The sequence below is a fragment of the Desulforamulus ruminis DSM 2154 genome (assembly GCF_000215085.1).
Lineage (GTDB): Bacteria > Bacillota > Desulfotomaculia > Desulfotomaculales > Desulfotomaculaceae > Desulfotomaculum > Desulfotomaculum ruminis.
Map to the genome: position 1 here is coordinate 2337374 of NC_015589.1, position 24330 is coordinate 2361703.

At 50.9% G+C, this 24330-nt stretch carries 22 protein-coding genes; 4 read left to right on the plus strand and 18 right to left on the minus strand.

Annotation, left to right across the window (positions count from 1 at the left end; all coding sequences use genetic code 11):
• Positions 1-166: 166 nt before the first annotated feature.
• The 10 genes from priA to dapF all read right to left on the minus strand — a co-directional run bounded on the left by priA (position 167) and on the right by dapF (position 10223).
• Positions 167-2356 (minus strand): replication restart helicase PriA, encoded by a 2190-nt coding sequence (gene priA, locus DESRU_RS11690; protein WP_013842316.1) that lies wholly within the window; start codon positions 2354-2356, stop codon positions 167-169.
• 3 nt (positions 2357-2359) lie between these two features.
• A complete protein-coding gene (gene coaBC, locus DESRU_RS11695) occupies positions 2360-3568 on the minus strand; it encodes a bifunctional phosphopantothenoylcysteine decarboxylase/phosphopantothenate--cysteine ligase CoaBC (protein ID WP_041275746.1) in 1209 nt (402 codons plus the stop codon).
• A gap of 14 nt (positions 3569-3582) precedes the next feature.
• Complete coding sequence (gene rpoZ / locus DESRU_RS11700; protein ID WP_013842318.1) at positions 3583-3789, minus strand: DNA-directed RNA polymerase subunit omega; 207 nt, start codon at positions 3787-3789, stop codon at positions 3583-3585.
• Between the two features lie 36 nt (positions 3790-3825).
• Positions 3826-4428, minus strand: coding sequence for a guanylate kinase (gene gmk / locus DESRU_RS11705; protein ID WP_013842319.1), 603 nt, complete (start codon positions 4426-4428; stop codon positions 3826-3828).
• A 12-nt stretch (positions 4429-4440) separates the two neighbouring features.
• Positions 4441-4713 (minus strand): extracellular matrix/biofilm regulator RemA, encoded by a 273-nt coding sequence (gene remA / locus DESRU_RS11710; RefSeq protein WP_013842320.1) that lies wholly within the window; start codon positions 4711-4713, stop codon positions 4441-4443.
• Positions 4714-4737: 24 nt separating this feature from the next.
• The gene (locus DESRU_RS11715; RefSeq protein ID WP_013842321.1) at positions 4738-5619 is read right to left on the minus strand and encodes a YicC/YloC family endoribonuclease; all 882 of its coding nucleotides are present in this window, start codon (positions 5617-5619) and stop codon (positions 4738-4740) included.
• 359 nt (positions 5620-5978) lie between these two features.
• A complete protein-coding gene (locus DESRU_RS11720) occupies positions 5979-6704 on the minus strand; it encodes a TraR/DksA C4-type zinc finger protein (RefSeq protein WP_041275394.1) in 726 nt (241 codons plus the stop codon).
• Between the two features lie 177 nt (positions 6705-6881).
• The gene (locus DESRU_RS11725; protein ID WP_013842323.1) at positions 6882-8075 is read right to left on the minus strand and encodes a pyridoxal phosphate-dependent aminotransferase; all 1194 of its coding nucleotides are present in this window, start codon (positions 8073-8075) and stop codon (positions 6882-6884) included.
• A gap of 53 nt (positions 8076-8128) precedes the next feature.
• On the minus strand, positions 8129-9307 hold the full coding sequence (locus tag DESRU_RS11730) for an LL-diaminopimelate aminotransferase (RefSeq protein ID WP_013842324.1): 1179 nt from the start codon (positions 9305-9307) through the stop codon (positions 8129-8131).
• 70 nt (positions 9308-9377) lie between these two features.
• Positions 9378-10223, minus strand: a complete 846-nt coding sequence (gene dapF, locus DESRU_RS11735; RefSeq protein ID WP_013842325.1) for a diaminopimelate epimerase — start codon at positions 10221-10223, stop codon at positions 9378-9380.
• A 257-nt stretch (positions 10224-10480) separates the two neighbouring features.
• Between dapF and DESRU_RS21270 the strand changes: the two genes are divergently transcribed.
• Together DESRU_RS21270 and DESRU_RS11740 are read left to right on the plus strand one after the other, a co-directional pair.
• The gene (locus DESRU_RS21270; RefSeq protein WP_238446281.1) at positions 10481-10762 is read left to right on the plus strand and encodes an NAD(P)-binding protein; all 282 of its coding nucleotides are present in this window, start codon (positions 10481-10483) and stop codon (positions 10760-10762) included.
• A 47-nt stretch (positions 10763-10809) separates the two neighbouring features.
• Positions 10810-11565 carry a geranylgeranyl reductase family protein gene (locus tag DESRU_RS11740; RefSeq protein ID WP_238446282.1) on the plus strand — a complete coding sequence of 252 codons (756 nt, stop codon included), beginning with the start codon at positions 10810-10812 and terminating at the stop codon, positions 11563-11565.
• 79 nt (positions 11566-11644) lie between these two features.
• Here the strand turns inward: DESRU_RS11740 and DESRU_RS20560 are convergent, their stop codons facing one another.
• The 3 genes from DESRU_RS20560 to DESRU_RS11765 form a co-directional block, all read right to left on the minus strand.
• Positions 11645-11872: a hypothetical protein gene (locus DESRU_RS20560; protein WP_187290565.1), complete on the minus strand. Its 228-nt coding sequence runs from the start codon at positions 11870-11872 to the stop codon at positions 11645-11647.
• Positions 11873-12707: 835 nt separating this feature from the next.
• On the minus strand, positions 12708-13181 hold the full coding sequence (locus DESRU_RS21280; RefSeq protein WP_238446455.1) for a hypothetical protein: 474 nt from the start codon (positions 13179-13181) through the stop codon (positions 12708-12710).
• 832 nt (positions 13182-14013) lie between these two features.
• Positions 14014-14913, minus strand: a complete 900-nt coding sequence (locus DESRU_RS11765; RefSeq protein WP_013842327.1) for a putative RNA methyltransferase — start codon at positions 14911-14913, stop codon at positions 14014-14016.
• A 443-nt stretch (positions 14914-15356) separates the two neighbouring features.
• Here DESRU_RS11765 and DESRU_RS11770 point away from each other — a divergent pair, with 443 nt between their 5' ends.
• On the plus strand, positions 15357-15977 hold the full coding sequence (locus DESRU_RS11770) for a DcrB/PsbP domain-containing protein (RefSeq protein WP_187290566.1): 621 nt from the start codon (positions 15357-15359) through the stop codon (positions 15975-15977).
• Between the two features lie 206 nt (positions 15978-16183).
• On the opposite strand, the gene DESRU_RS11775 is transcribed toward DESRU_RS11770, so the two are convergent.
• Entirely contained in the window at positions 16184-18940 is a 2757-nt protein-coding gene (locus DESRU_RS11775; protein ID WP_013842329.1) for a calcium-transporting P-type ATPase, PMR1-type, read from the minus strand.
• A 192-nt stretch (positions 18941-19132) separates the two neighbouring features.
• Between DESRU_RS11775 and DESRU_RS11780 the strand changes: the two genes are divergently transcribed.
• Positions 19133-20911, plus strand: coding sequence for an Rqc2 family fibronectin-binding protein (locus tag DESRU_RS11780; protein ID WP_013842330.1), 1779 nt, complete (start codon positions 19133-19135; stop codon positions 20909-20911).
• On the opposite strand, the gene DESRU_RS11785 is transcribed toward DESRU_RS11780, so the two are convergent.
• The 4 genes from DESRU_RS11785 to pyrF all read right to left on the minus strand — a co-directional run bounded on the left by DESRU_RS11785 (position 20895) and on the right by pyrF (position 24212).
• Complete coding sequence (locus DESRU_RS11785; RefSeq protein ID WP_013842331.1) at positions 20895-22382, minus strand: alkaline phosphatase family protein; 1488 nt, start codon at positions 22380-22382, stop codon at positions 20895-20897. The two genes, DESRU_RS11780 and DESRU_RS11785, sit on opposite strands and share 17 nt — an antisense overlap.
• Positions 22383-22443: 61 nt before the next feature.
• Positions 22444-23016 (minus strand): orotate phosphoribosyltransferase, encoded by a 573-nt coding sequence (pyrE, locus tag DESRU_RS11790; protein WP_013842332.1) that lies wholly within the window; start codon positions 23014-23016, stop codon positions 22444-22446.
• Positions 23017-23027: 11 nt separating this feature from the next.
• A complete protein-coding gene (lspA, locus tag DESRU_RS11795) occupies positions 23028-23474 on the minus strand; it encodes a signal peptidase II (protein WP_013842333.1) in 447 nt (148 codons plus the stop codon).
• On the minus strand, positions 23475-24212 hold the full coding sequence (pyrF, locus tag DESRU_RS11800) for an orotidine-5'-phosphate decarboxylase (RefSeq protein WP_013842334.1): 738 nt from the start codon (positions 24210-24212) through the stop codon (positions 23475-23477).
• Positions 24213-24330: the final 118 nt, after the last annotated feature.

The following is a 24330-nucleotide window of genomic DNA, read 5'->3' on the forward strand; positions in this document are numbered from 1 at the left end:
GGGTCCAGCCTTAAACGCATTCCTTCTGGGTCTTGTTGTTAGACTTATGGGTATTACTTGTGGGTCCTGTAGAAGATATACAGGACCTGAGAGAAAGACCGGATAAGTCTAGCAACAGGACCCTAAAGAAATGCAGGATAAGGCTAAAAAAGGAATGCAATCTATACTAGACCGGGTCTACGTCGATGCTTACGGACACCTGTTTAAATCGTATGCCCGCCTGTTCCAAAACGCTCCGGGTAATCTGACGGATTTCTTTGCTGACAGATCCTTTAATCATCAATTGCCACCGGTAGCGATCCTTTATTTTAGGAATGCCTGCCGGAGCAGGACCCAGTATTTCAATGCCCTGATAATTGGCCGCACCATTTTCATTCACCAGCCGGTCCCGCCACCACTGGCCGGCGCCGATGACATCGGCCTCATTCAGGCCGGTAAACAAAATGCGAATTAAATGACTGTAAGGAGGATAACGCAGGGCTTGACGAACCGTCATCTCCTTGGCATAAAAGGTCAAAAAATCGTGGTTTTGCGCCGTGGTAATACTGTAATGCTCCGGGTCGTAGGTTTGGATCATCACTTCCCCGGCGATCTCTCCCCTTCCGGCACGTCCGGCCACCTGCGTTAACAGTTGAAAGGTCCGTTCAGCAGAACGAAAATCCGGCATATGCAGGGATAAATCGGCACTGACCACCCCCACCAGGGTTACCTGGGGAATATCCAATCCTTTGGCAATCATCTGGGTACCGATCAGTACCTTAGCCCCACCCTGTCTGAATTGATCCAGCAGTTTCTTGTGCGACCCCTTGCGGGAGGTGGTATCGGCATCCATACGAATGCTCTCACAGCCGGGAAAGAGTTTCTGCAGTTCCTCTTCCACCCGCTGGGTTCCTACGCCGAAACTCCGGATGGTCTTGCTGCCGCATGCCGGGCAGACACCCGGGGAACGAACCCCAAAACCGCAGTAGTGGCAGCGCAGCCGGCCGTTACTGTGCAGGGTCAGGGAAATTTCACAGTGGGGACAGCGCATCACCTGGCCGCAATGACGGCAAACCACAAAAGTGGCAAATCCCCGCCGGTTTAGAAAAAGAATACTTTTCTCATTCCGTTCCAAACGCCGGGCCAAGGCCCTTACCAGCGGCCTGCTGAAAATGCTGAAGTTTCCCTCGGCCATTTCCTTTTTTAAATCGATAATTTGTACCTGGGGAAGAGTTTTCCGGTCGACCCTGCGGCTGAGGGTCAGCAACCGGTAGGGGCCTCCGGGCCGGGCCCGGCAGTAGCTTTCCAGGGCCGGGGTGGCGCTTCCCAGAAGCACAACCCCTTTGGCTAGGGCCACTCTCTGCAGAGCCACTTCCCGGGTATGATACTTGGGCGTTTCCTCCTGTTTATAAGAAGATTCATGCTCTTCATCAATGATAATTAATCCCAAATTGGCCACCGGGGCAAAAACAGCCGAACGGGCCCCTAAAACCACCGTGGCCTGACCATTTCTTATCCGTGCCTTTTCAGCATATTTTTCCCCTTGGGACAGGGCGCTATGTAGCACAGCCACCGCACTGCCGAAGCGGGACTGGAAGCGTTCCACCATCTGGGGGGTCAGAGAAATTTCCGGGACCAGAACAATGGCCTGTCGCCCCATGGAAAGGGTTTCAGCAATGGCTCTTAGATAAACCTCGGTTTTGCCGCTGCCGGTAACTCCATGTAACAACCAGGCCGAAGGTACGGGATTTTGTAAAGCTTCCGTCAGTTCATGCACTGCCAAAGACTGTTCAGCGGTAAGTTCCGGCCATGACTCCCGGTCCAACCGCTCCCAAGCAACGGGCTCCGGTCTTTGTCCCTCCCGGAGTAAGCCCTTGGCCAGCAAAGCCTCAATCACCGCGACGGATACTCCGGCCGTTTTGGCCAGTTGGGATTTCCGGAGTCCGGGCCTCGCCAGAGCCACCTCCAGAGCTTGTTTCTGTTTGGGAGCTCTGGCCAAACCCACCCAGGATCCCTCCTCCGCAGCCACCAGTCCCCGGCTCCTTTCGGCCTTCTGCTGTCCCACCGGTGATCCTGCAATACACTGCAGGGCATCTCCCAGACTGCAAAGGTATCTTTGCACCATCCACTGGGCCAGTTCATACAAATGATGATTTAAAAAAGGTTCTTTTTCCAGTACTCTTTTTATTTCTTTCAAATGCTTTAATTGGGGAGGAGTACTAAATCCCAGAATAAATCCCTGAACCGTTCTTCCGGAAAAAGGCACCTCCACCCGGCTGTACTGGACAGCCTCCCCGGTTAGGGATTCCGGTACCCGGTAATGAAAGGTTTGCTCCAGTCCCACCGGAAGAGACACCGCCACTTCTGCATAGGCCATAAATTAGCCTCCTACCCGGCTGTGATAAAGCCTGCTTACTCGGTCCAGGATACCATGGGCTACCTTATGCTTATTCATCAAGGGCAAGGATTCTTCTTGGCCTTGGCTTCCAAAAATGCGCACCTGGTTGGTATCGCCATCGAAACCGGCCCCGGGAAGGGTTACGTCATTGGCTACCAGCAGATCCAGGTTTTTCCGGTGAAGTTTGTCCAGGGCATTTTTCTGCAGGTTACAGGTCTCCGCGGCAAACCCCACCAGGATTTGCCCCTGGGCTTTACGGCGTCCCAGTTCTGCCAGAATATCGGGATTTTGGGTCAACTGTACTGTTAGCTGCGTATCTTTTTTCTTTATTTTTTGATCACTGAGCTGAAGCGGACGGTAATCAGCCACGGCCGCCGCTTTAATCACCACCGCCGCACCGGAACCATATTGAAGCACCTGTTCATACATCTCTTGGGCGGTTTCCACCGGCACAAGTTGTACTTCCGGGGGCGGCGTGAGGCCTGTAGGCCCGCTGACCAAAACCACCCTGGCGCCCCTCTGGGCCGCGGCCCTGGCTAGGGCGTAACCCATTTTACCGGAACTGCGGTTGGTTAAATAGCGAACCGGATCCAGAGGCTCCCGGGTAGGTCCCGCTGTCACAAGAACCATTAACCCCGCCAGATCCTGGGGGGTTAACTGTTTGGTAATGCTATGCAATATCACATCAAGCTCGGCTAACCTGCCCTTGCCAACCGCTCCACAGGCCAAACGGCCTTCGGCAGGCTCAACAAAATGATAGCCATTTTCCATTAAAGTGGCAATGTTTCTTTGCACCAGCGGGTTTTCATACATCACCACATTCATGGCTGGGCAGAAAAGCACCGGGCAGGAGGCGGCTACAGCCAAAGTGGACACCAGATCATCGGCGATCCCGTTGGCTGTCTTACCGATAATATTGGCGGTTGCCGGGGCAATCACCAAAAGATCGGCCCGCTGAGCCAGATCAATGTGTAAAACCCCTCCCTCGGGTCCGGCCTGGAAAAGCCCCTTGTGTACAGGATTTCCGGTCAAGGTCTCAAAAGTCAACGGGGTTATAAATTCACAGGCCGAGGAAGTCATAGCCACATGCACATCGGCTCCGGATTTAACCAGGGAACTGGCAAGCTCAGCCGCCTTATAGGCCGCGATTCCCCCGGTAATCCCCAGGGTAATGGTTTTTCCCGCAAGCACCCCCAGCACCTCCGTTACCTCCCTGTTTTAATTCGACGGTAGCTAACATATCCGTCTGAAATTTCTTCCAAGGCCAGGGTTACGGGTTTTATGCGTAAAGGCTGGTTGGTTTTCATTTCATCCTCTGTAAGTAAACGGGCCCGCTTGGCGGCAGCCACCACCAGGGTGTACCGGCTATCCACCTTGTTCATTAATTCATCTAAAGAAGGTTTATTCATCATGGCAAAGGAACCCCCACCGAATTTTTTAGTCTGTCATTAGCAATCCAGAAATTTTTGCATGTCAAAACACAGGGGACGGCATTTTTCCGCTTTAATAATGGCATCCACCTGTTCCACCACATGCTCTACCGTATCATTGACAACCAGGTAATCATAATTTCCGGTTTTCGACAGTTCATCGCAAACACACCTTAAACGCTTTTCAATGGTTTCCGCAGAATCGGTTCCTCGCTTAAACAGCCTGTCTTTTAAAACGGACAGGCAGGGAGGTACCACAAAGATTAAAATTCCACGAGGATGTTTTTGTTTGATTTGCATGGCACCTTGAATGTCAATCTCCAGGATTACATCCTGCCCTTGTTCCAGCTTATCCATGACATAATTTCTGGGCGTGCCGTAAAAATGGTCATAAACCTGGGCGTATTCCAGCAGTTGATCATCCTCTATCATCTGCCGGAATGCCTCCTTATCTACAAAAAAATAATTTACCTTATGCTGCTCACCGGGTCTGGGTGCACGGGTGGTGCAGGAAACCGATAAACAAAGATTTTCATTCCTTTTCAGCAGTTCCTGGCATAGAGTACCCTTACCGGCGCCGGAGGGACCGGATACGACAATGAGAAGTCCTTGTTTCGACATTATGCGGGTCACCTAGTCTGTGGGGTCGTCAACCTGGGCCGCTTCTTTGCTGACCAGACGGTTAGCCACGGTCTCTGGCTGCACGGCTGAAAGGATCACATGGTCGCTGTCGGTGATGATCACTGCACGGGTCCGACGGCCATAGGTGGCGTCAATCAGCATTCCCCGGTCACGGGCTTCAGTTATAATTCTTTTGATGGGAGCGGATTCCGGGCTAACAATGGCAATAATCCGGTTCGCTGAGACAATGTTTCCAAAACCAATGTTGATAAGCTTAATATCCATATACTTCAGTTCCCTCCATTGTCATTATTCAATATTTTGAACCTGTTCCCTTATTTTTTCAAGTTCACTTTTAGCATTTACCACTGCGTTGGTAATCATTAAATCATTTGCCTTGGAACCGATGGTATTAATTTCACGATTCATTTCCTGGACTAAAAAATCTAACTTTCTTCCCACCGCTCCACCCTCGGAGAGGATTTGCTCCAGTTGCTTCACATGACTGTTTAACCGGACAATCTCCTCGGAAATATCCGCCCGGTCGGTAAAAATGGCTACCTCCGCCGCCAGCCTGTTTTCATCCAGGGCCCCCTCTTCCAACCATTCGGCCAGCTTCTGAGTCAGCTTGGCCCGGTGCTCCTGAACTACCAGGGGAGCTCTTTCCGCCACTTGTTCTAATATAAGCTCCTTAATCTGGGCGGCATGCTGTAAAATATCCGCCTTTAAGCGGGCTCCTTCATTCTGGCGCATGTTTATCAGCCCTGTCAGGGCCTCAGTGCAGGCTTGTTCAATGGCTGGAAACCATTGCTCCACATTTTCTTCCGGTTGCTCCAGGGAAATGACGTTAGGTAAAGAAATAAGGTCCTTTAGGGAGATATCGCCAGGAATTGAAAGAGATTCCTTAAGCTCTTCCATTGACTTATGATACGCCACAGCCAATGCTTTGTCAACTTTTACCGCCGGCGTTACCTCGCCGGTCTCCTCAATGGAAATATAGCCGTCCACCCGCCCTCTGGCCACACGGTCCTGAATTTGTCTTTTTATTTTATCTTCCACTTGGGATAAAGACCTGGGCTGCCGTAAAATCACCTCGCAGTAGCGATTGTTCACGGATTTCAGTTCCACGGTAAACCTGCGTCCCTCGGCGCAGGCTTCGCCTCGGCCAAAGCCGGTCATGCTTTTAATCAAATGCTCACCACCTGAATGTTTTTCTTATGACTTCTACCTAAATTTAGATATTCCTTTTATAATTGTCCTAAAAATAACGAAATTTAAAAGTTAAAGGCCAGCACCGCTGCATAACTCTTTATTTCATAGTTATGCCCGTCCTGGCCTCAAAATAGAATTTAAATCAAAACCGTTTAACGGATTATCCGGATTTACACGGATTTTTTAAATATAAAATGGAATGGACGAACGAGGTCATTATATAAAAGAAGCAAAAAAATCCGTGTAAATCTGTTAAATCCGCGCAAATCCGCGTTCTGCTGTTTTTCTTTTTCCTTTGTTTGGCCCACGATCATTTTGTATTGCCGTTTTCCACTTTGCTATTGCTTCTCGCCGGGTTCTTGATGCCGGTAACCCAGGTCAATTTTTTCATAGGGCGCTCGTTCGTCATCGGTTCCCCGGAAGTCTTGATAAAAATCACCGTCATCGCCCACTTCGTAGGGAATGTTATCGACATTGCGGTAAGGGTCCCGGCCTTTCTCTTCCATCATTTCCTCATCACCATAATAGGAACCGGCCCGGGAGCTGGCCGCATGCTCGTTCCAGACAGCCAGCGTCTCCCAGGTGTCCTCACCGTCAAAACCGACGTAATTTTCGTGATCTTTCCAGGAGCGGGCAAAGGGAGTCTCCAGCATATCTTCCTCCGCTGTTCTCTGGTCCGGTTGGAGCAAATGTTCATCCTTGGCTTTACAATCCACACACTGCGTTGTATAGGGCACCGCTTCCAGCCGGTCCACGGCAATTTCCCTGCCGCACACTTCGCATTGACCATACCGCCCCTTTTCCATCTTATCCAGGGCGTCATCAATGGCCCCCAGGGTGGTCATGGCTTCTTCTCGAAGAGCAAAATCCTTGCCTCGTTCAAACATCTCGGTTCCCACATCTCCGGGGTGGTTATCGTAGGTGGAAAGCTCGCCAAAGGAATCGGTCATGGATTCCCCCAGTCCCCCCTCATTCATTCCTTCGATGCGATCCAGCATATGGCCTCTCATGGCTAAAAGCTGCCGCTTAAAATCCTCTTGCTGCTCTTTGCTTAACAAAATCATACCTCCTTCACCAAGATGCCAGCACCGGTTTCGCAATCTTGGGGTGCGGGCGAATGCCGCTGCCCTTTAAATAAAAACACCCGGGCAGCATTACCTATAATGTGCCCAGGCGTCCTTTGATTATGACTATTTATCTTAGGGATTCTTTATGGCCATTTTGCCGCTGTCCGGCTCTATTTAGCTTAACTCGGCCAGAAATTTCTCAATGCGGTCCAGGCCTTCCTTGATATTTTCCAGGGAAGTGGCGTAAGAAAGGCGGATAAAATCGTCTCCGCCAAAGGCAATGCCCGGCACCACAGCCACTTCGGCTATCTCCAGCAGCAGGTTGGCCATATCCGTGGCGTTGTTCACAGCCTGGCCCCGGTGGGTTTTGCCAAAATAACTGCTTACATTGGGATACAGGTAGAAAGCTCCGTTAGGTCTGGGGCAGACAACCCCGGGAATGGCGTTGAGCCGCTCCAGCATATAATCCCGGCGCTTGAGGAATTCCAGCACCATGGCCTGCACCGGTTCCTGGGGACCGTTCAGGGCGGCCACGCTGGCAGCCTGGGAAATGGAGGTGGGGTTGGAGGTGGCATGAGACTGCAGGTCGGTCATGGCCTTGGCCACCGGCGCCGGTGCGGCGGCATAGCCAATGCGCCAGCCGGTCATGGCATAAGCTTTGGAAACCCCGTTGATGACTACGGTGTTTTCTTTGAGTTCCGGGCTGATGGAAGCAATGCTGACATGCTCCAGTCCGTCATACATTAATTTTTCATAGATCTCATCGGAAATAACGGCAATATTGTTCTCCAGCAGCACCCGGCCCAGAGCTGCCAATTCATCCTTTTGATAAACCCCGCCGGTAGGGTTGCTGGGACTGTTTAACAGAAACACCCGGGTTTTGGGCGTGATGGCCGCCTGCAATTCCTCCGCCGTTAATTTAAAACCGTTTTCCTGGCGGGTTTGCACAATCACCGGTTCAGCCCCGGCCAGTTTAATCTGCTCCAGATGAGTGACCCAGTAAGGGGCCGGCAGAATCACCTGGTCACCGGGCTGGCAGAGAACCTGAAAGGCGTTGTACAGGGACTGCTTGGCGCCTGTGGAAACCACAATTTGATTGGGTTGATATTCCAGGCCGTTTTCCCGGCGCAGTTTGTCGATAATGGCCTCTTTTAGCTTTAAGGTGCCTCCCACCGGTGTATAGCGGGTATCCCCGGCCTTAATGGCCGCAATGGCCGCTTCTTTAATATGCTCGGGAGTGTCAAAATCCGGCTCCCCCACTCCGAAACTAATGACTTTAACACCGGAAGCCTTTAATTGTTTGGCTTTGGCATCAATGGAAAGGGTCGGTGAAGGGCTGATTCCCATAGCCCGTTCTGCTAATCTCACGGTTATATCTCCTCACATCGGTAAATTCCAGGGATCATTTCTCTGGTGTGCAACTAAAATTCAACTTGGCCGATATTCTTCTTCATTCTCTCCAGGGCTTCAACAATCCGTTCCTTGGGCATGGTAATGGAGATGCGGAAATACCCCTCTCCCTGTTCGCCATAACCGTTGCCCGGAGTAATGACCACGCCGGCCTTGTCGATGACAAATTCGGCAAAGGAAGCCGAGGTAAAACCTTTGGGCACCGGCGCCCAAATATAAAAGGTGGCCTTGGGTTTTTCCAGGTTCCAGCCCATGGCGTTCAACCCGTCAACCACAATATCCCGGCGCTCCCGGTAAATTTCATTATTGGCGGTTACCGCATCCTGGGGCCCGGACAGTCCGGCCATAGCGGCATATTGAACGGCCTGGAACTGACCCGAGTCAATATTGCTCTTAAAACGTCCCAGGGCTTCAATGACCTCGGCATTTCCCACCGCCCATCCAATGCGCCAGCCGGTCATATTGTAGGCTTTGGAAACCGAGCTAAATTCAATGCCCACTTCTTTGGCTCCGGGTATTTGCATAAAGGAAAGGGGGCTGTAGCCGTCAAAAGAAACCTCGGAATAAGCATTATCGTGACAAATTAAAATTTCGTATTTTTGGGCAAAGGCAATGGCCTCCCGATAAAATTTCTCGTCTGCCACCGCCCCGGTGGGATTGTTGGGGTAATTCAGGAACATCATTTTCGCCTTGCGGGCCGCGTCTTCAGGAATGGCCGAAAAATCCGGCAGAAAGCCCCGGGCAGCCGTTAAGGGCATATAGTAAGGTTCGGCTCCGGCTAAAATGGCGCCGCCGCTGTAAACGGGATAGCCCGGATCCGGCACCAGCACAAGGTCGCCGGGATTTAGATAGCACCAGGAAATATGGGCAATGCCTTCTTTGGAGCCAATTAAAGCCACCACTTCGCTTTTGGGGTCCAGTTGAACCTGAAAACGCCGGTTGTAAAAATCGGCCACCGCCTGACGATAGGACAGCATGCCCACAGAAGAAGGATACTGGTGATTCTCCGGAACCAGCGCCTGTTTTTGCAGCTCCGTGATGATGTGCTGCGGTGTGGGTATATCGGGATCCCCGATACCGAGGCTAATGACGTCAATTCCTGCCTCCTTTTTCTCGGCAATGACCTTTTCAATACGGGCAAAAAGGTAAGGGGGCAGATTTTTAATCCGCTGGGCTTCTTCAAAGCGCAAATTTTTCTCCTCCTTTATGCATTACAGTCGTGCAAAGTATAACAATTTACTGAAAGAAAGATCAACAGGCTCAGGGTTTGTATACTGTATATTCCCCGTGGAACACTTCCGTTGCCGGACCTGTCATATACAGTTTGCCGTTTTCCGCCCACTCAATCTCCAGCGGGCCGCCGGGCAGGTGAACGGTAACCTTTCTTTCCGTCAGGCCGTTCAGCACTCCGGCCACAGCCACCGCGCAGGCTCCGGTGCCGCAGGCCAGGGTGGGACCGGCTCCGCGCTCCCAGACAATCATTTTCACTTCCCGGGGGCTGAGCATTTGGACAAATTCCACGTTGGTTTTCCGTGGAAAGGCCGGGTGTGTTTCAATCCGGGGTCCAATTTCCGTAAGGGCGACCGCAGCAACATCCGGAACAAAAATAATGCAATGGGGATTGCCCATGGAAACGGTGGTAATCCGGTAATTCTCCCCGTCTACTTCCAAATTTTCTCCCACCACCTGTCCGGCGGGACCCAGCATGGGAATTTCCGTCCGCTCCAGCCTGGGATAACCCATATCCACTTTAACGGCCTGTACTTTACCGTCCTGGTGCAGAACCTGCGGGGCAATAATTCCCGCCAGGGTTTCTACCTTTATCTCCTCTTTCCGAACAATATTATGCTCGTAAAGATACTTGGCCACACAGCGAATGGCATTGCCGCACATTTCCGCTTCACTGCCGTCGGAATTAATAATTCTCATGCGGACATCGGCCACACCGGAATCCAACAACAAAACCAAACCATCGGCTCCGATGCCAAACTTCCGGTCGCACATTTCTACTGCCAGTGAGGCGTAATCATCGGGAAAGCCTTCCCCGGTGCCGGCATTGACCACAATAAAGTCATTACCCAAGCCATGTACTTTGGTAAAGAACAAAATGAGCCCCCCTTGAAATCCTGTTGGTAATCATCCTATGCTTTGAAACATTTAACTGTAGTATGTCCCCTGCCCGGTAAATTTCTACGAATCCTCTTGTTTTCCTGCACTGCCGGGCATTGTACATTGTATATCTTTAACCGTCCAAGGCAAATATCCCACAGCTTCCTGTTAGAATGGCAGCACCCGTCTGCCATAAATTCATGGTGTAGAAATGAGAGAATTTACTTAACTTAAATGCAGCAGGGGGTATTCCTATGGACAAAAAATATATGAAGATCGCTATTATCGGGGCCGGTCCGGCAGGTTTGGCCTGTGCTCTGCAGTGTGAAAAACTTGGCGTTATTACGGACCTTTTTGACAGTGATAGCGGTGTTGGTTGGAATTGGCCCTCGGTGATCCTCCTGTTAAATGTTTTTGAAGTACCCATGGGGGGAGACATCCGGGATTATTTAAGAGATAATTTTAAACTGGATCTGCAACCTCTCTCCAACATTGATAAATTAATTCTTAAGTCCCCCATGAGAAAGCCGTCATAAAGGGGAACCTCGGTTATTTCTATCCCCGAGGAAAGCATGAAAATTCTTTGGAAAACCAATTGCGACGCTTATTAAAAACCACGGCAATCCATTTAAATCGGCCGGCAGACTATCGGGAACTGTCAAAAAAATATGATTATGTGGTGGTAGCCACCGGCAATGAAGCAGTGGCCAAAAACCTAGGGGTTTGGCAAGAGTATGGGACTGTCTATATTCACAGCGGCTTAGCTGCCGGGGAATTTGATATCCGTACCCAAAGTGTTTATTTTAATACAGCCTATGCCAAACAAGGGTATGGGAGATTAACACCCATTAGTAACTATCAAGCGGTGGTAGACCTTTACGGTATAGGAATGGATCCATGGGAAATGGACAAAAAATTTCAACAGTTTCTTGAAACTGAGGGCTTATCCGATTTACAAATGACCTTTAGAATGATTTTGCCGCCCTTCTCAACGGGTAAAATTAAAAAATTTCAAGTGGACAATATCTTTTTGGTTGGCAGAGCGGCAGGATTAACCGAAAGACTCACCGGAACAGGGTGCGTCGCCGCATTATCCAGCGGGTTTCTGGCAGCGGAAGCGATGATTAAAGAAAAATCCTATGCCGATTTGGTCAAACCTCTACAAGAACATATTGAAAACATTTCATCCTTCAGAAAAATATATGAAAAACTGAATAACGAGGGCTTAGACAAAATGGTTAAGCTAAGCAGCAACCCTTTGATTAAATTCCCTTTGTATAACTCACCGGTTAGTTTTATGGACATCCTGGGCAGTGCATTAAAACGGGTTGTCGATTAGGTCATTTCAATAACAACCATTCTTTTTTGTCACAAAGTCACCCTAAAGCGATATGCATAACATTTTTTCTCTTCGCTGTTTATGCTAATTCCCCTACCAGGATGGTTAAATCGGTAGTGACCTCTCTTAAATCCATTTCCAGAGCCTTTAACAGGCGTTCTTCCGTTGTTCCCCAGGACAAAGGAGTCATCTGGATCAGGGATTCCATCCATGGTTCTTCCAAAGTGACTCTGTAGCGTAACCGTTCCAGGTTCGAGAGTTTAAACTTACTTTTAAAAATATCGAAGGTATTGCGGTGGGAATCCATCTGTTTGTGAGTCTATTCACAAAAAAATATCCCTTAATAATTCCGGTGCTTTTCTTTGTCTCTTTTCCCTCTCAACTCCTTTTTAAAAACCCTTCTTAATTTTAAAAATGGTACAGTGATTCTCCCTTCTTGCCCTCCGAACTTTTTGTTGCAATGAAGAATTACTATGCCAACGATATCAAAAAATTAAAAAGCCTAAATATATTCTTGTAGCCATTAAACAAAATTTTTCATAAATATAGGGTATAGAACTGGCTTTCTTTTCGTCTTAAGCTTGATCTATATAAAGAGAAAGTATTTTATAAAATTCATTTTATTGAAGGTGATTAGATTGTCTATCAAAACCAGGCTGGTAGCGAATACTCGCCTTTGCTGTCCTAGACCTACCGGCCCCACCGGGCCTACTGGACCCACTGGAGCTACCGGAGCTGTTGGACCTACCGGGGCCACCGGCGCTATAGGCGTTACTGGTGCTACCGGACCTGTCGGAGCCGTTGGATCTACCGGTGCCACCGGACCCACCGGAACTGACGGTGCTACCGGGCCCACTGGGCCAGTTGGTCCACAAGGGCCAACAGGGCTGCAGGGTGTTCAGGGCGAACCCGGTCCTCAGGGAGCTACTGGCCCACAGGGGGTTCAAGGTGAGTCAGGCCCGCAGGGCATTCAGGGTGAGCCCGGTCCGCAAGGGCTACAGGGCATTCAGGGTGAGATCGGGCCGCAAGGTATTCAGGGCGAACCTGGCCCGCAAGGACTGCAGGGCATACAGGGCGAACCCGGCCCACAGGGACCCCAGGGAATCCAAGGTGTGGCCGGTACGGTAGGAACAATCAAAGGCTCATTCAACACATTGGAAGAACTTGAGGCAGCCTATCCTGTCGGGTCCCCGGGAGACTTCTATTTCATTAATCCTTATCTCTACGTGTGGGACCAGGAAAGCGGCCAATGGATTAATGTAGGGGTAATCGCTGGACCACAGGGCATACAAGGGGAACCCGGCCAGCAAGGACCTCAGGGCATGCAAGGAGAAGCTGGCCCACAGGGCCAGCAGGGGCCTCAAGGAATTCAGGGTGAGCCCGGTATTCAAGGACCGACAGGGCCGCAAGGGATACAAGGCGAACCTGGCGTGCAAGGCATTCAGGGCATACAGGGCGTACCTGGTCCGCAGGGACCGGCCGGACCACAAGGTGTTCAGGGTGAAGCCGGCATACAAGGGCCAACAGGGCCACAGGGCGTTCAGGGTGAACCCGGCCAGCAAGGACCACAGGGTATACAGGGCGAGCCTGGGCTGCAGGGTCCGGCTGGTGCGCAAGGGATTCAGGGAGAACCTGGCCCGCAGGGGCCAACCGGACCAGCAGGTACACCAGTAGAAGTATATAACTTTAATCTTTCTGCTCCTGGCAGTACCTACAGCGTAGATGTTGGCAGCATCACTTTCGTATTCTCGTATTATAATCCTGTGACTTTACAGCTAACAATTCACCCGGCTACTTCCGGTACGACAGTTTTGATGGATTTGAGACGCTTCACTTACTATGACGCCATTGCCGAGGGGCAAATAGCGAATAACTATTTGCTTACAGGAAATTATTTTGCTGATCAGTATATATACACCCAATCAAACGATTTCCAGAAGTCATGGCTCCGCCAAAGAAATCCGGATACGCTACTATGGTCATTGTGTGAATATAGCGTTTTTGCCTCCAGTAACGCGTCGAGGGTCGCATTGTGGATCAATTGGATTTATAGAGATATTGCTTTGCCATAACTGACTTTCTTTATAGCCACCAAGCAGCGGTAGCCCTGGCAGATGAACAAACGCATCGCTTAGTGCTAAGCTGCTTGCGCCTGCACCTTAAACGACTAGTCATTCCGCATTGACTTAAAAAGACGGTTCTTTGCCAAAACACTTATTAAGCACGGAGCAATGGTTCCTCCACATCTTTACCCACAAAAACGGCAATAGGAAAATTTTCGGATTCCAGCATATTATCTTGACATACAGTGTATCGTGACATTAAGGATCGAATGAAAAATATGTACTGCTGCATAAAAAGTATTACTCCGTCAACAAGAGGCTTTGATGTAAAAAAATCAGCATGCATTATGCTATGCCGATTTTTCTTCTCCTCTGTGTTTTTATGCTAATTTCCTCCTACCAGGATGGTTAAATCAATGGTAACCTCTCTTAAATCCATTTCTAGAGCTTTGAACCGGCGTTCTTCCGTTGTTCCCCAGGACAAAGGAGTCATCTGGATTAGGGATTCCATCCATGGTTCGTCCGAAGTGACTCTGTAGCGTAACCGTTCCAGGTCCAAAAGCTTAAACTTATTTTTAAAAATATCCATGGTATTGCGGTTGGAATCCCTTTGTTTATGTGCCTGTTCATAAAAAATATCCCTTAATTCCCATAAATGGTTCTTTTCGGGAAGCACCTTAACCACTCTGCCATGGGGAACAAGCATTCTGCCAAACTCCGCATAATTGGCCGGGGTTAAAACGTTGAGAATAAAATGGAATTGTTCACTGGCCAAGGGAGCCTTGGCCAGATCCCCAACGCACCAAAGGGAGCTGGTGTATTCCTTGGCCGCCATATAAATACCCTCTTTAGAAATATCCAGACCTACGCCCAAAGGGTCGAGGGCCGAGTTTTGAGTTATTTTCTTTTGTATCCCTGATAACAGGGAACCTTCGCCGCAGCCGGCATCTAATATTTTTATCCTTCCTTCTTGGAATTTGCTTTGATCTAGGATTAATTCACTGATTTTTGCCATTAAAGGTTCAAAAAAACCCTTTCTGCTAATCATTCTTCGGGCTTCAAACATCCGCCGGTGATATTTTGTCTGCAGGCCATGGGGCAGCATGTTTACATAACCCTGTCTGGACAGATCGTAGCAATGATGATTTTTACAGATCAAACTCTTTACATGAACCAACTTCATTGGACTAAAACAAAGTGGACACCTGAAAACATCTTCATTTTTCCCAAGGAGGCTGGCATGGCCTCTTTCTCTCTTATTTTTGGACATAAAAAAGCACCCCATTCATTCGTTTTACGTAATGAAAAAAGGTACAGCAAATAAACCCGGCCTCATCAACAAACGGCCGAGCCTATTGATCTGTACCTCACATTACCGTAAACGCATAAAATGGGTGCTCATAATTACAGCTTCTCCTCATTAAAGAAATAGACCTTATCTTCCGAATAGTATAACACAAATATCATCTGAAGCTACAGAACAAGGATCTCTTTTTAATTACCGGTATCCACATTTACTTCGGAAGGTTGGAGAAGTTACGTCTTTATCCCATTCCACAGAAGGCATTAGCAAAGGATGTCTCAACGGAGGTGAACTCATCTAAACACCTGACACCTGTAGCAGATTTAAGCATAGACAACGAATCTTTTAAAAGATTAGCCTGATGTTTCCTGAGGCCTGAAATTACCTAAGTGACGTTTCAGGGAGTGGCTAAGTGTTTATCTTTTGTGGCCGCTAACAAGTTATTTAATGGACTAGTTAATCTTATCAATAGATCTTTTGTAATGAATTGTAAAAATTATTTTCAGGAGGCACGAGAAGAAGAAATGAAAGCAAATAAAATCCTAGTAACCATTTTTGCATTAGTCTGTTTATCTGCAGTTGTTCTAACGGGTTGCTCTACGGAAAAAAAATATGTTCCCTATGAAAACAAAGATCTTCAATTTAAAATCAGTATTCCGGAAGATTGGCAAAAAGAAGAGAATCACGAAAATGGAACGAATGGCGTAGCCTTTGGCGATCCGTCATCATTCAGCCTAGCCATTACAGCCGCCGAAGCGCCGGATGGCCTGACTTTGGAGGATTCTACCGCAGCACTTGTAGAAGGCTATAAATCAATGCCTGGGTTTACACAAGTAAAAGAAGATAAAATAGAACTTGGCAAAGCTCCGGCTAGTAAGTTCGTCTTTACTGGAAAAATGGAAGATGAGGATATGAAATGCATGATCATCAACACAATAAAGAATAAAAAAGCTTATGTTGTTTTGTACATGGCCATTCCAGACCAATACGATACAAATCTTCCAGACATTGAAGAAGCGATAAAGTCTTTTGAATTTACCGAATAAACATTAAGATACTGTTAGCGGCCACAAAAGTATAACATTTAGTCACTGTTTAAAATGATGTAATTGTAACTGCCGTAATGAATAATATGCTATGATTTGACAACGCACAATATTTTACATTGTTCGGAAAGACCATACAGATGCAAAGGACCCAACCGGCAGGCCGGTGGGTCCTTGTATTTTAATTGAACATCCTTTTAGGCAAACTACACCCGGATATACATAATTCTTTCCATGGCCCGGTCTTTAACGGCTTTCCACAGGGTTCCCATCATCTGAGGCACCACGGCAATAGCCAGCACCACGGCCCAGTGCTTAAGCTCCAGGGGCTGGGTGTGGAAAATGGGCTGCAAGAAGCCAATGTAATTCACGGACAACTGCAGCAGGGCGGATACCGACACGGCCAAAATTAAATGGGGATTGCCGAAGAAACCGATTTCCGCAATGGAATGCCGTTCCGAACGGCAGGAGAAAACAAAGAACAATTGGAAAAAAACCAGGGTGTTGAAGGCCATGGTTCTGGCCAGTTCCACCGGACCCATCACCAAACCAATGGCAAAGGCCAGCAGGGTGCCAAAGGCAAAGAGGGTTCCGGTACCGGCAATCCGCCAGCCCAGTCCGCCGGAAAAGACGCTTTCCTGGGGATTGCGCGGACGCCGGTACATAATATCCCTTTCGGTGGGATCAACCCCCAGGGCCATGGCCGGCAGTCCGTCGGTCACCAGATTCATCCACAAAATCTGAATGGGCAGCAGGGGCAGCGGCATCCCCATCAGCACCGCCAAAAACATGGTTAATACTTCCCCCACATTGCAGGAAAGCAGATAGCGGATAAATTTACGAATATTTTCATAGATCGCTCTTCCCTCTTCGATGGCTGCCGTAATGGTGGTGAAGTTATCGTCGGCCAGCACCATGGCGGAGGCTTCTTTGGTCACATCGGTTCCCGCCTTGCCCATGGCAATGCCGATGTCCGCCTCTTTAACCGCCGGCGCGTCGTTGACACCGTCACCGGTCATGGCCACCACATGGCCGTTTCGTTTTAAAGCCCGGACAATGCGCAGTTTATGTTTTGGCGTAACCCGGGCATAAACCGCCGCTCCTTCGGCTTCCTCCTGAAGCTCGTCGTCGGACATTTTATCAATTTGGGCTCCGGTAAGCACTTTGCTTTGTCCGGTCAGCAATCCCAGTTCCTTACCCACCGCCCGGGCCGTAAACTGGTGATCGCCGGTAATCATCACCGTTCGGATACCGGCCCTCCGGCAGCTTTGAATGGCCTGAATGGCCGACTGCCGCGGAGGATCAATCATGCCCGCCAGTCCCAGGAAGGTCAGACGCTGTTCCACAATCTCCTCATCCAGCCCTTCCCCGGATGGATGGTCGGGCAGTTCCCGGTAAGCCAGCGCCAATACCCGTAGGGCTTGGTCCGCCATTTCCGAATTTACTTTTAGAATTTCCTGTTTGGCTTGTTCTGTCAGGGGAATGACCCTGCCGTTCTTCATTATCTGGGTACACAATTCCAGAATTCCGTCCGGCGCGCCCTTAACATAGGCGGTAAGCCGGCCCTCCCGGCTGCGGCAAACCACGGACATTCTTTTCCGTTCGCTGTCAAAGGACAACTCCGTTACCCGTTCCTCTGTTTTCTCCAACTGATTGCGCCAGATATTTTTCTTGGCAGCCATCACCATCAGGGCGCCTTCGGTGGGGTCCCCGCTGATGCCCCAGGTCCGGGTCCCTTTTCTTCCCTTTAGGTTGCGGAAAATCTCTCCGACCGTCACTTCCCCTTTGGTCAACTGGGCGTTATTGCAAAGGGCGGCACATTTCAACAGCAGCCCGAATTCCCGGGTCTCATTTTCATTTCCCTCGAAGGAAAAGGATCCTTTGGGGTCATACCCCTCCCCGGTGACCCGCACCATCCTGCCGCCGGTGAACATCTGGCGGACGGTCATCTGGTTTTCCGTTAAAGTACCGGTTTTATCACTGCAGATAACGGTTGCACAACCCAGGGTCTCTACGGCGGGCAGCCGCCGAATAATGGCATTGCGGCGGATCATCCGCTGAACTCCCACAGCCAGGGCAATGGTTACGATGGCCGGCAGTCCTTCGGGGATGGCCGCCACGGCCAAGCTTACTCCTGCTAAAAACATATGGTAAAGAGCTTCGCCTCGGAGTACTCCCAACACAACCACCAAGCCGCAGACCACCAGGCAAAATAACACCAGGGTCTTCCCCAGTTGTTCCAGGCGTCTTTGTAAAGGCGTCTGGTCCTCTTCCGCCTCCTGGATCATTTTGGTGATATGGCCCATCTCGGTCTGCATGCCGGTGGCGGTTACCACCCCCCGGCCCCGGCCCCGGACCACCACGGTGCCCATGTAGGCCATGTTCCGGGTGTCTCCCAAAGAAACTTCTTCCACTCCGGCCATATTGGCAACCCGTTTTTTTACAGGGTTTGATTCTCCGGTAAGGGCCGATTCCTCCACTTCCAGATTAGCCACCGAAAGCAGACGGAGGTCCGAGGGTACCCGGTCCCCGGTATCCAACAGAACAATATCTCCCGGTACCAGTTCGGCAGCAGGAATTTTTCTTTCCAAGCCGTTCCGGATGACCTTGGCCTCCGGAGCGGTTAAAGCCTTTAAAGCCTCCAGAGACTTTTCCGCCCGGAATTCCTGCATAAAACCAAGAGCAGCATTGACCAGGACAATGACAATAATGGTGACGGCGTCCGCCCACTCACCCAGCAGCCCGGAAACAACCGTGGCGGCCAGCAGAATTAAAACCATTAAATCCTTGAACTGGTCCAGCAGCATCTTCCAGGGCTGAATCCGCTTGCTGTCGCACAACTTATTCAAGCCAAATTGCTCCAGTCTTTCCTTGGCCTGATGTTCCTGCAGCCCCTTTTCGGCACTGGTGCCAAGTTTGTCCAAGACTTCCTGCCTGCTCATTTCAAACCAACGTGTGGTCATGGTGTCACCCCTCCAAAAGGATTGTCCAAAAGGATTTATTAAAGATTTTATTCAGCCTGTCCCAAAAAAAGACCCACTTTGTTGGGCTTGTCTTGATCCGTTTTGGCCTGGCCCTATTTTTATCCTGTAAAGCCATTGGCGGCGTTTGTTTTTTTCGATAAAATAAAGGGATGTAAGAGAGGAGAAGATGATATGGCTTTTGATGGACTGGTTATGGCTGCCGTAGCCAGTGAACTGGCCGGTAAAATTGTTGGCGGCCGGTTGGAAAAGATCCACCAGCCTGGACCCAGTGAACTGGTACTGGTGATCCATACCAGGGATTGGGGCAAGCAAAGGCTTTTGATATCTGCCGAGGCCCGGGACGCCCGGGTTCACCTTACCGATGGCGCCTATGTCAATCCCCTGGCCCCACCGGTTTTTTGCATGGTTTTACGCAAGCATTTGGAAGGCGGCCGCATTCGCTCGGTGGAGCAAGTGGGCTTGGAGCGGGTTTTAAAACTATCTTTTGATTCCAGGGACGAACTGGGCCGGCCGGGCAGCAAGCTTCTATTCTGCGAAGTGATGGGCAAACACAGCAACGTCCTGCTGGTAGATCCCGGCAGCAACACCATTGTGGACGGCATCCACCGCTATTCCCACTCGGTGTCCCGTTACCGGGAAGTGCTGCCCAACCGCCCCTACCTGCCTCCTCCGGAACAGGGAAAAAAGGACCCCAGGCAATTGTCCGAAGAACAGTTCCGCTCGGTCATTTTGAACAGCGATCTGGGCTCCACCTTAACGGAGGTTTTACTGCAAAACATTGCCGGCATCGGCCCTCAAACCTGCCGGGAATTGGTGGTCCGGGCCGGTCTGCCTCAGGATTATCAACTGGAATACTGTGGAGAGTACGAATTAAACCAGCTTTGGGCGCAATTGCAAAAACTGCGGCAAACCCTCGAGCAGGGAACCTTTGCGCCAACTCTGCTGCTGGACCGCAGAGGACAGCCCCTTGATTTTGCCGCCCTGGATTTATCCCATCTGCCGGCCTTTCGGCGGGAGTCCGGAGAGATGAACCGGCTTTTGGACCGGTATTATGGGAACTTAAAACAGCGCCGGGTGATGGAGTCCCGGCGCCAATCCTTGCTGCAGATTACCCGGCGGGAGATCGCCCGGTTTAAGAAAAAACTGGCCCTGTATCAAAAAAGTTTGGCTGCAGCGGAAAAAGGAGACGATTATCGCCTTTTTGGAGAACTTCTAACCGCCAATCTATATCGCCTGGAGCAGGGCAGCGAAGCCAGGGTGGAAAATTTTTACCATCCGGAAAATCAGGAGCTTCTGGTGCCCCTGGACCCAACCTTGACCCCCGGGGAAAATGCCCAGGCTTACTTTAAAAAATATCTTAAAGCCAAAAATACCCGGGAGGCCGTGCTGGCCCATCTGGAACTGGCTCAGGCGGAAGTCTCTTACCTGGAGGCGGTGGAAATTGCCGTCAGCCAGGCCCTGGACCCGGAAGACCTCCAGGAGATACGGACGGAGTTGGAGGAACAGGCCTACTTAAAAGCACGGACCCAGCAGGGACAAAAAAAATCGAAAAAAGAGCAGGGCCGCTCCACCCCCCTTTCCTTTGTCTCTTCTGAGGGGCTGACCATTCTGGTGGGCAAAAATAATAAACAAAACGATTACCTTACTTTAAAACTGGCCGGTGACGAAGATATCTGGCTGCATACTAAAGACATTCCCGGTTCCCATGTCATTATCCGGCTGGACCGGCATCCGGAGGTTCCTGAACAAACCCTGTTGGAGGCGGCCTCCTTGGCGGCCTGGTTCAGCAAAGCCCGGCAGAGCGGTAAAGTGCCGGTGGATTATACCCGGCGGCGGCATGTTCGTAAACCCAAAGGGGCGAAGCCCGGCATGGTCATCTACGATAACCAGCGAACTTTAATGGCGGCCCCCAATGAGGAATTGGTAGAAAGGCTCATGCCTGCGGATTGATGGCCAAAGACCGTAAAAAAGGCACTACGTCGGTCAAGCGGGGCTCCCGTATACGGGCGGGAGTCCCGCTGATAATCAGGGGTACCAGGCTTTCCTCCCGGTATAACGAGCCGTGGCTGCCCTTGATCCTGGTGGACGGCGCTCCCTCCCCGCCCAGCAGGTAACCCGGCCGGGCTGTCACCACCAGTTCTCCGGCATTGGGATTGTCCAAGCAATCCGCAATGCGTTCCAGGGCATTGGGATAAGCGCCGTAATGAATCCAGGACTCTTCCAGATGCAGGTCCAGTACGGCCGCATCCCCTTCCAGATTCCACTGATTTCCGTAGGGGTCCCGGTATGGGCCTCCTCGCCGGAAGAACAAAGTCCCTCCTTGATTTCCTTTCACCCGGTACCCGGCGCCGTCTTTCCACATTACCTGATCCACGCCCCGGTCCTTCAATATCCGGCCGGCCATGGCCTGCCGCATGCCCGGCCGGTAGCGCAAAATATAAATATAGGCCGAACGTTCATTGGAACAGATGGCGATGTCTCTGTCCTCCACCGGTTCTTCCCCGCCGGTTTTGGCCCGGGAATATTCCCTCAGCAAATGCGGCAGTTTAACCAGGGTCTTCCCCCCCTTTTCTACGGTGGACTGGGCGTGGTCTCCCACCAGGACAAAGCAGTATTCCTCCAGGGCTTTCTCCCAGGTTAAAAAGCAATCCAGAATACTTTTGATTTTTTGGTCCACCCCGGTTAAGCAGGGCACACAACAGTCCGGATCCTTGGCATGGGCCTTGCTGTCGGTATCCGGGAAATAAACCGCTAAAAAATCCGGACGCCGTTTCTTTTCCAGAAACCACCGGACGCCGGCAACAGAAAGGCGGTCATTGACGCCAAACTTGGACCAGAATCCGATTTTTTTAATGGTTTCTCTTAATTCTCCCGGTGGTTGGTAAATTTGCCCCAGACAAAAACCCCTGGGTCCGTAGATCCGGCCGCCGGTCAATTGAAAAAGCGTGAGCAGTTTAACGGTAAAAGGAATGTGGGCCTGGTATTCTTCATTGCCCCGGTAAATATAGGGGTTTACCGCAGCAGTATACAGTCCCTTGCTTTCCAGTTCCTCATAGAGGGTCCGAACTTCCCAGTTCAACTGTTTTTGGTTCAAATGAAACAAAAGATCCCGGGCCGTAGGCAGCACCCGGTTTTTTAAGATATTGAGCCAACTGGTTCCGTAATCAATGATTCTTCTTTCTCCCCGGTGATACCAGACAAAACCCGGAATACCGTGCTGCGCCGGGGAGGCTCCGGTGGCCAGGGTGGCCATGCAGACCGGTGTTACGGTGGGAAAAGCCGATACGCACTCCTCCAGACAGCCCCGCTCCACTAAAAAGGACAGGGCCGGAAGCTTGCCTTGGGCCAGGCAGCTTTTTAAAGCCCGGGGATGAAAGGAGTCGATCATAATATAGATGACTTTTTTAGGTAGCTGCGCCATTGTATCCTCCATCAATAAAAAATCCCCTGTTAGCTTGCGCCAACAAGGGAAGAATTATTTTCTAGGTCTGACGGCTGCCCGGTTTAACGGCCGGCGTGCCGGCCGCGCAGAGGGGACAGTTTTCCGCCTCAAAGGTTTCCACCGTTACGGTCAAAAGCGCTTCGGCGGGCACACCCAGGTCGGCCTGGCCGTTGCTCCGGTCAACCAGGACGCCTACTCCCACCACTTCGCCGCCGAGGCTGCGTACTACTTCAATGACTTCGGCCACCGATCCCCCGGTGGTAATTACATCCTCCACCACCAGCACCTTTTCGCCCGGGGTGATGTTAAAATTTCTCCGCAGGGCCATTTTACCCTGTTCCCGCTCGGCAAACAGGCTGCGCACTCCCAAAGCCCGGGCCACTTCGTAGGAAACTAAAATCCCTCCCATGGCCGGGCCAACGACGGTCTCCACGCCCTTTCCCGCAAATCTTCGGGCCAGTTCGGCGCAGAGCATCCCGGTGTAGTGGGGATGCTGCAGCACCTGGGCGCATTGAAAATAACGGTTGCTGTGCTTGCCGGAGGTCAGCCGGAAATGTCCGGTCAGCATGGCTCCGGTTTTAATAAAGATATCGGTAATTTCTTCTCTGGTCACCTCGTCCACTCCTATCTGACTCTTCTCAAATCCTTAAAGGCATCCAGCAGGATCAAGCCCACCCCGATACAGATGGCGGTATCCGCCAGGTTAAACACCGGCCAAATCCGGAAATCCAGGAAATCAATCACCCGGGTATAAAGCAGCCGGTCAATGAGATTACCCAGGGCCCCCCCGGCTACCAACCCCAGGGCCCAGTGGTATAAAGGCCCCGCCTTTTGGATCCAGCGCCAGCCCAGCACCATGGCCAGCAAAACCAAGGTGGTAATCATAATAAAAAACCAGGTTTTCCCTGCCAGTAAGCCAAAGGCCGCCCCGGGATTTTGAATGTAGGTAAGATGAAATACCTTGTTCCAGACAGGAATGGACTGGCCCTCAGTCATTTTATTCATAATAATGAATTTGGAGTACCTGTCCAGGGCCAGGGTAAACAGCATTACCAGTATAAATCGAATCATTTAACATCCCCCGGTCATTTCAGCTAGTACTTTCCGGGCGGCCTCCTCCGGATTCGCCGCCGCGGTAATGGGGCGCCCCACCACCAGATAGCTGGAGCCCAAAGCAAGGGCTTCCGCCGGACTTAAGACCCTCCGCTGGTCTCCGGAGAGCGACCAGGCCGGTCGGATGCCCGGTGTCACCACCGCAAAGTCGGGGCCGCAGGCTTCCCGGATCAGCCCGGTTTCCCGGGGAGAGGCCACCACTCCGGCTAAACCCGCTTCTTGGGTCAGCCGGGCCCAGGCCATTACTCTTTCCTGGACCTCTCCGGGCTGACCCATTTCCCGGTTAAAAACCGTCTGATCAATGCTGGTCAACACCGTTACGGCAATGACCATGGGCGCCGGTATCCGCAATTGGGCCGCCCGCTCCGCCACCGCCTGGCCGGCCGCCCTCATCATGGACAGCCCTCCGGCGGCATGGACATTCAGAATATCCGCCCCCAGGCCGGTCAGAGCCCGGGCCGCCTGGGCCACTGTATTGGGAATATCATGCAGTTTAAGGTCTAAAAAGACTTTCAGGCCCTGGTCCTTGAGGCGCTTTACCACATCCGGCCCCGCACTGTAAAATAACTGCATGCCCACTTTAAACATGCCCGCCCAGGGAGACAACTGCCGCGCCAGGCTCTCCGCCTGTTCCGCCGTATCCACATCCAGGGCGACAATCAGTCTTTTCCTCGCTTCTTCTGCTTTAGCGGTCATAATTCCTCCTGTTTTAGACTCATCCTGTTTTTCTCTGAGGTCCTGTTGCTAGCCTTATTAGCACTACTTTGGGGTCTTGTTGTGTCTCTTATGGCACCTGTTTTCGTCTCTACTGGAC

What these genes read in the sequence shown, in the direction of transcription:
- DESRU_RS11780 (WP_013842330.1), top strand. Translation starts at nt 19,133, where the DNA reads ATGGCTTTTGATGGACTGGTTATGGCTGCCGTAGCCAGTGAACTGGCC.
- DESRU_RS11775 (WP_013842329.1), bottom strand. Translation starts at nt 18,940, where the DNA reads ATGACCACACGTTGGTTTGAAATGAGCAGGCAGGAAGTCTTGGACAAA.
- rpoZ (WP_013842318.1), bottom strand. Translation starts at nt 3,789, where the DNA reads ATGATGAATAAACCTTCTTTAGATGAATTAATGAACAAGGTGGATAGC.
- lspA (WP_013842333.1), bottom strand. Translation starts at nt 23,474, where the DNA reads ATGATTCGATTTATACTGGTAATGCTGTTTACCCTGGCCCTGGACAGG.
- DESRU_RS11785 (WP_013842331.1), bottom strand. Translation starts at nt 22,382, where the DNA reads ATGGCGCAGCTACCTAAAAAAGTCATCTATATTATGATCGACTCCTTT.
- DESRU_RS20560 (WP_187290565.1), bottom strand. Translation starts at nt 11,872, where the DNA reads ATGGATTCCCACCGCAATACCTTCGATATTTTTAAAAGTAAGTTTAAA.
- remA (WP_013842320.1), bottom strand. Translation starts at nt 4,713, where the DNA reads ATGGATATTAAGCTTATCAACATTGGTTTTGGAAACATTGTCTCAGCG.
- DESRU_RS11720 (WP_041275394.1), bottom strand. Translation starts at nt 6,704, where the DNA reads ATGATTTTGTTAAGCAAAGAGCAGCAAGAGGATTTTAAGCGGCAGCTT.
- gmk (WP_013842319.1), bottom strand. Translation starts at nt 4,428, where the DNA reads ATGTCGAAACAAGGACTTCTCATTGTCGTATCCGGTCCCTCCGGCGCC.
- DESRU_RS11765 (WP_013842327.1), bottom strand. Translation starts at nt 14,913, where the DNA reads ATGGGGTGCTTTTTTATGTCCAAAAATAAGAGAGAAAGAGGCCATGCC.
- pyrF (WP_013842334.1), bottom strand. Translation starts at nt 24,212, where the DNA reads ATGACCGCTAAAGCAGAAGAAGCGAGGAAAAGACTGATTGTCGCCCTG.
- DESRU_RS21270 (WP_238446281.1), top strand. Translation starts at nt 10,481, where the DNA reads ATGGACAAAAAATATATGAAGATCGCTATTATCGGGGCCGGTCCGGCA.
- priA (WP_013842316.1), bottom strand. Translation starts at nt 2,356, where the DNA reads ATGGCCTATGCAGAAGTGGCGGTGTCTCTTCCGGTGGGACTGGAGCAA.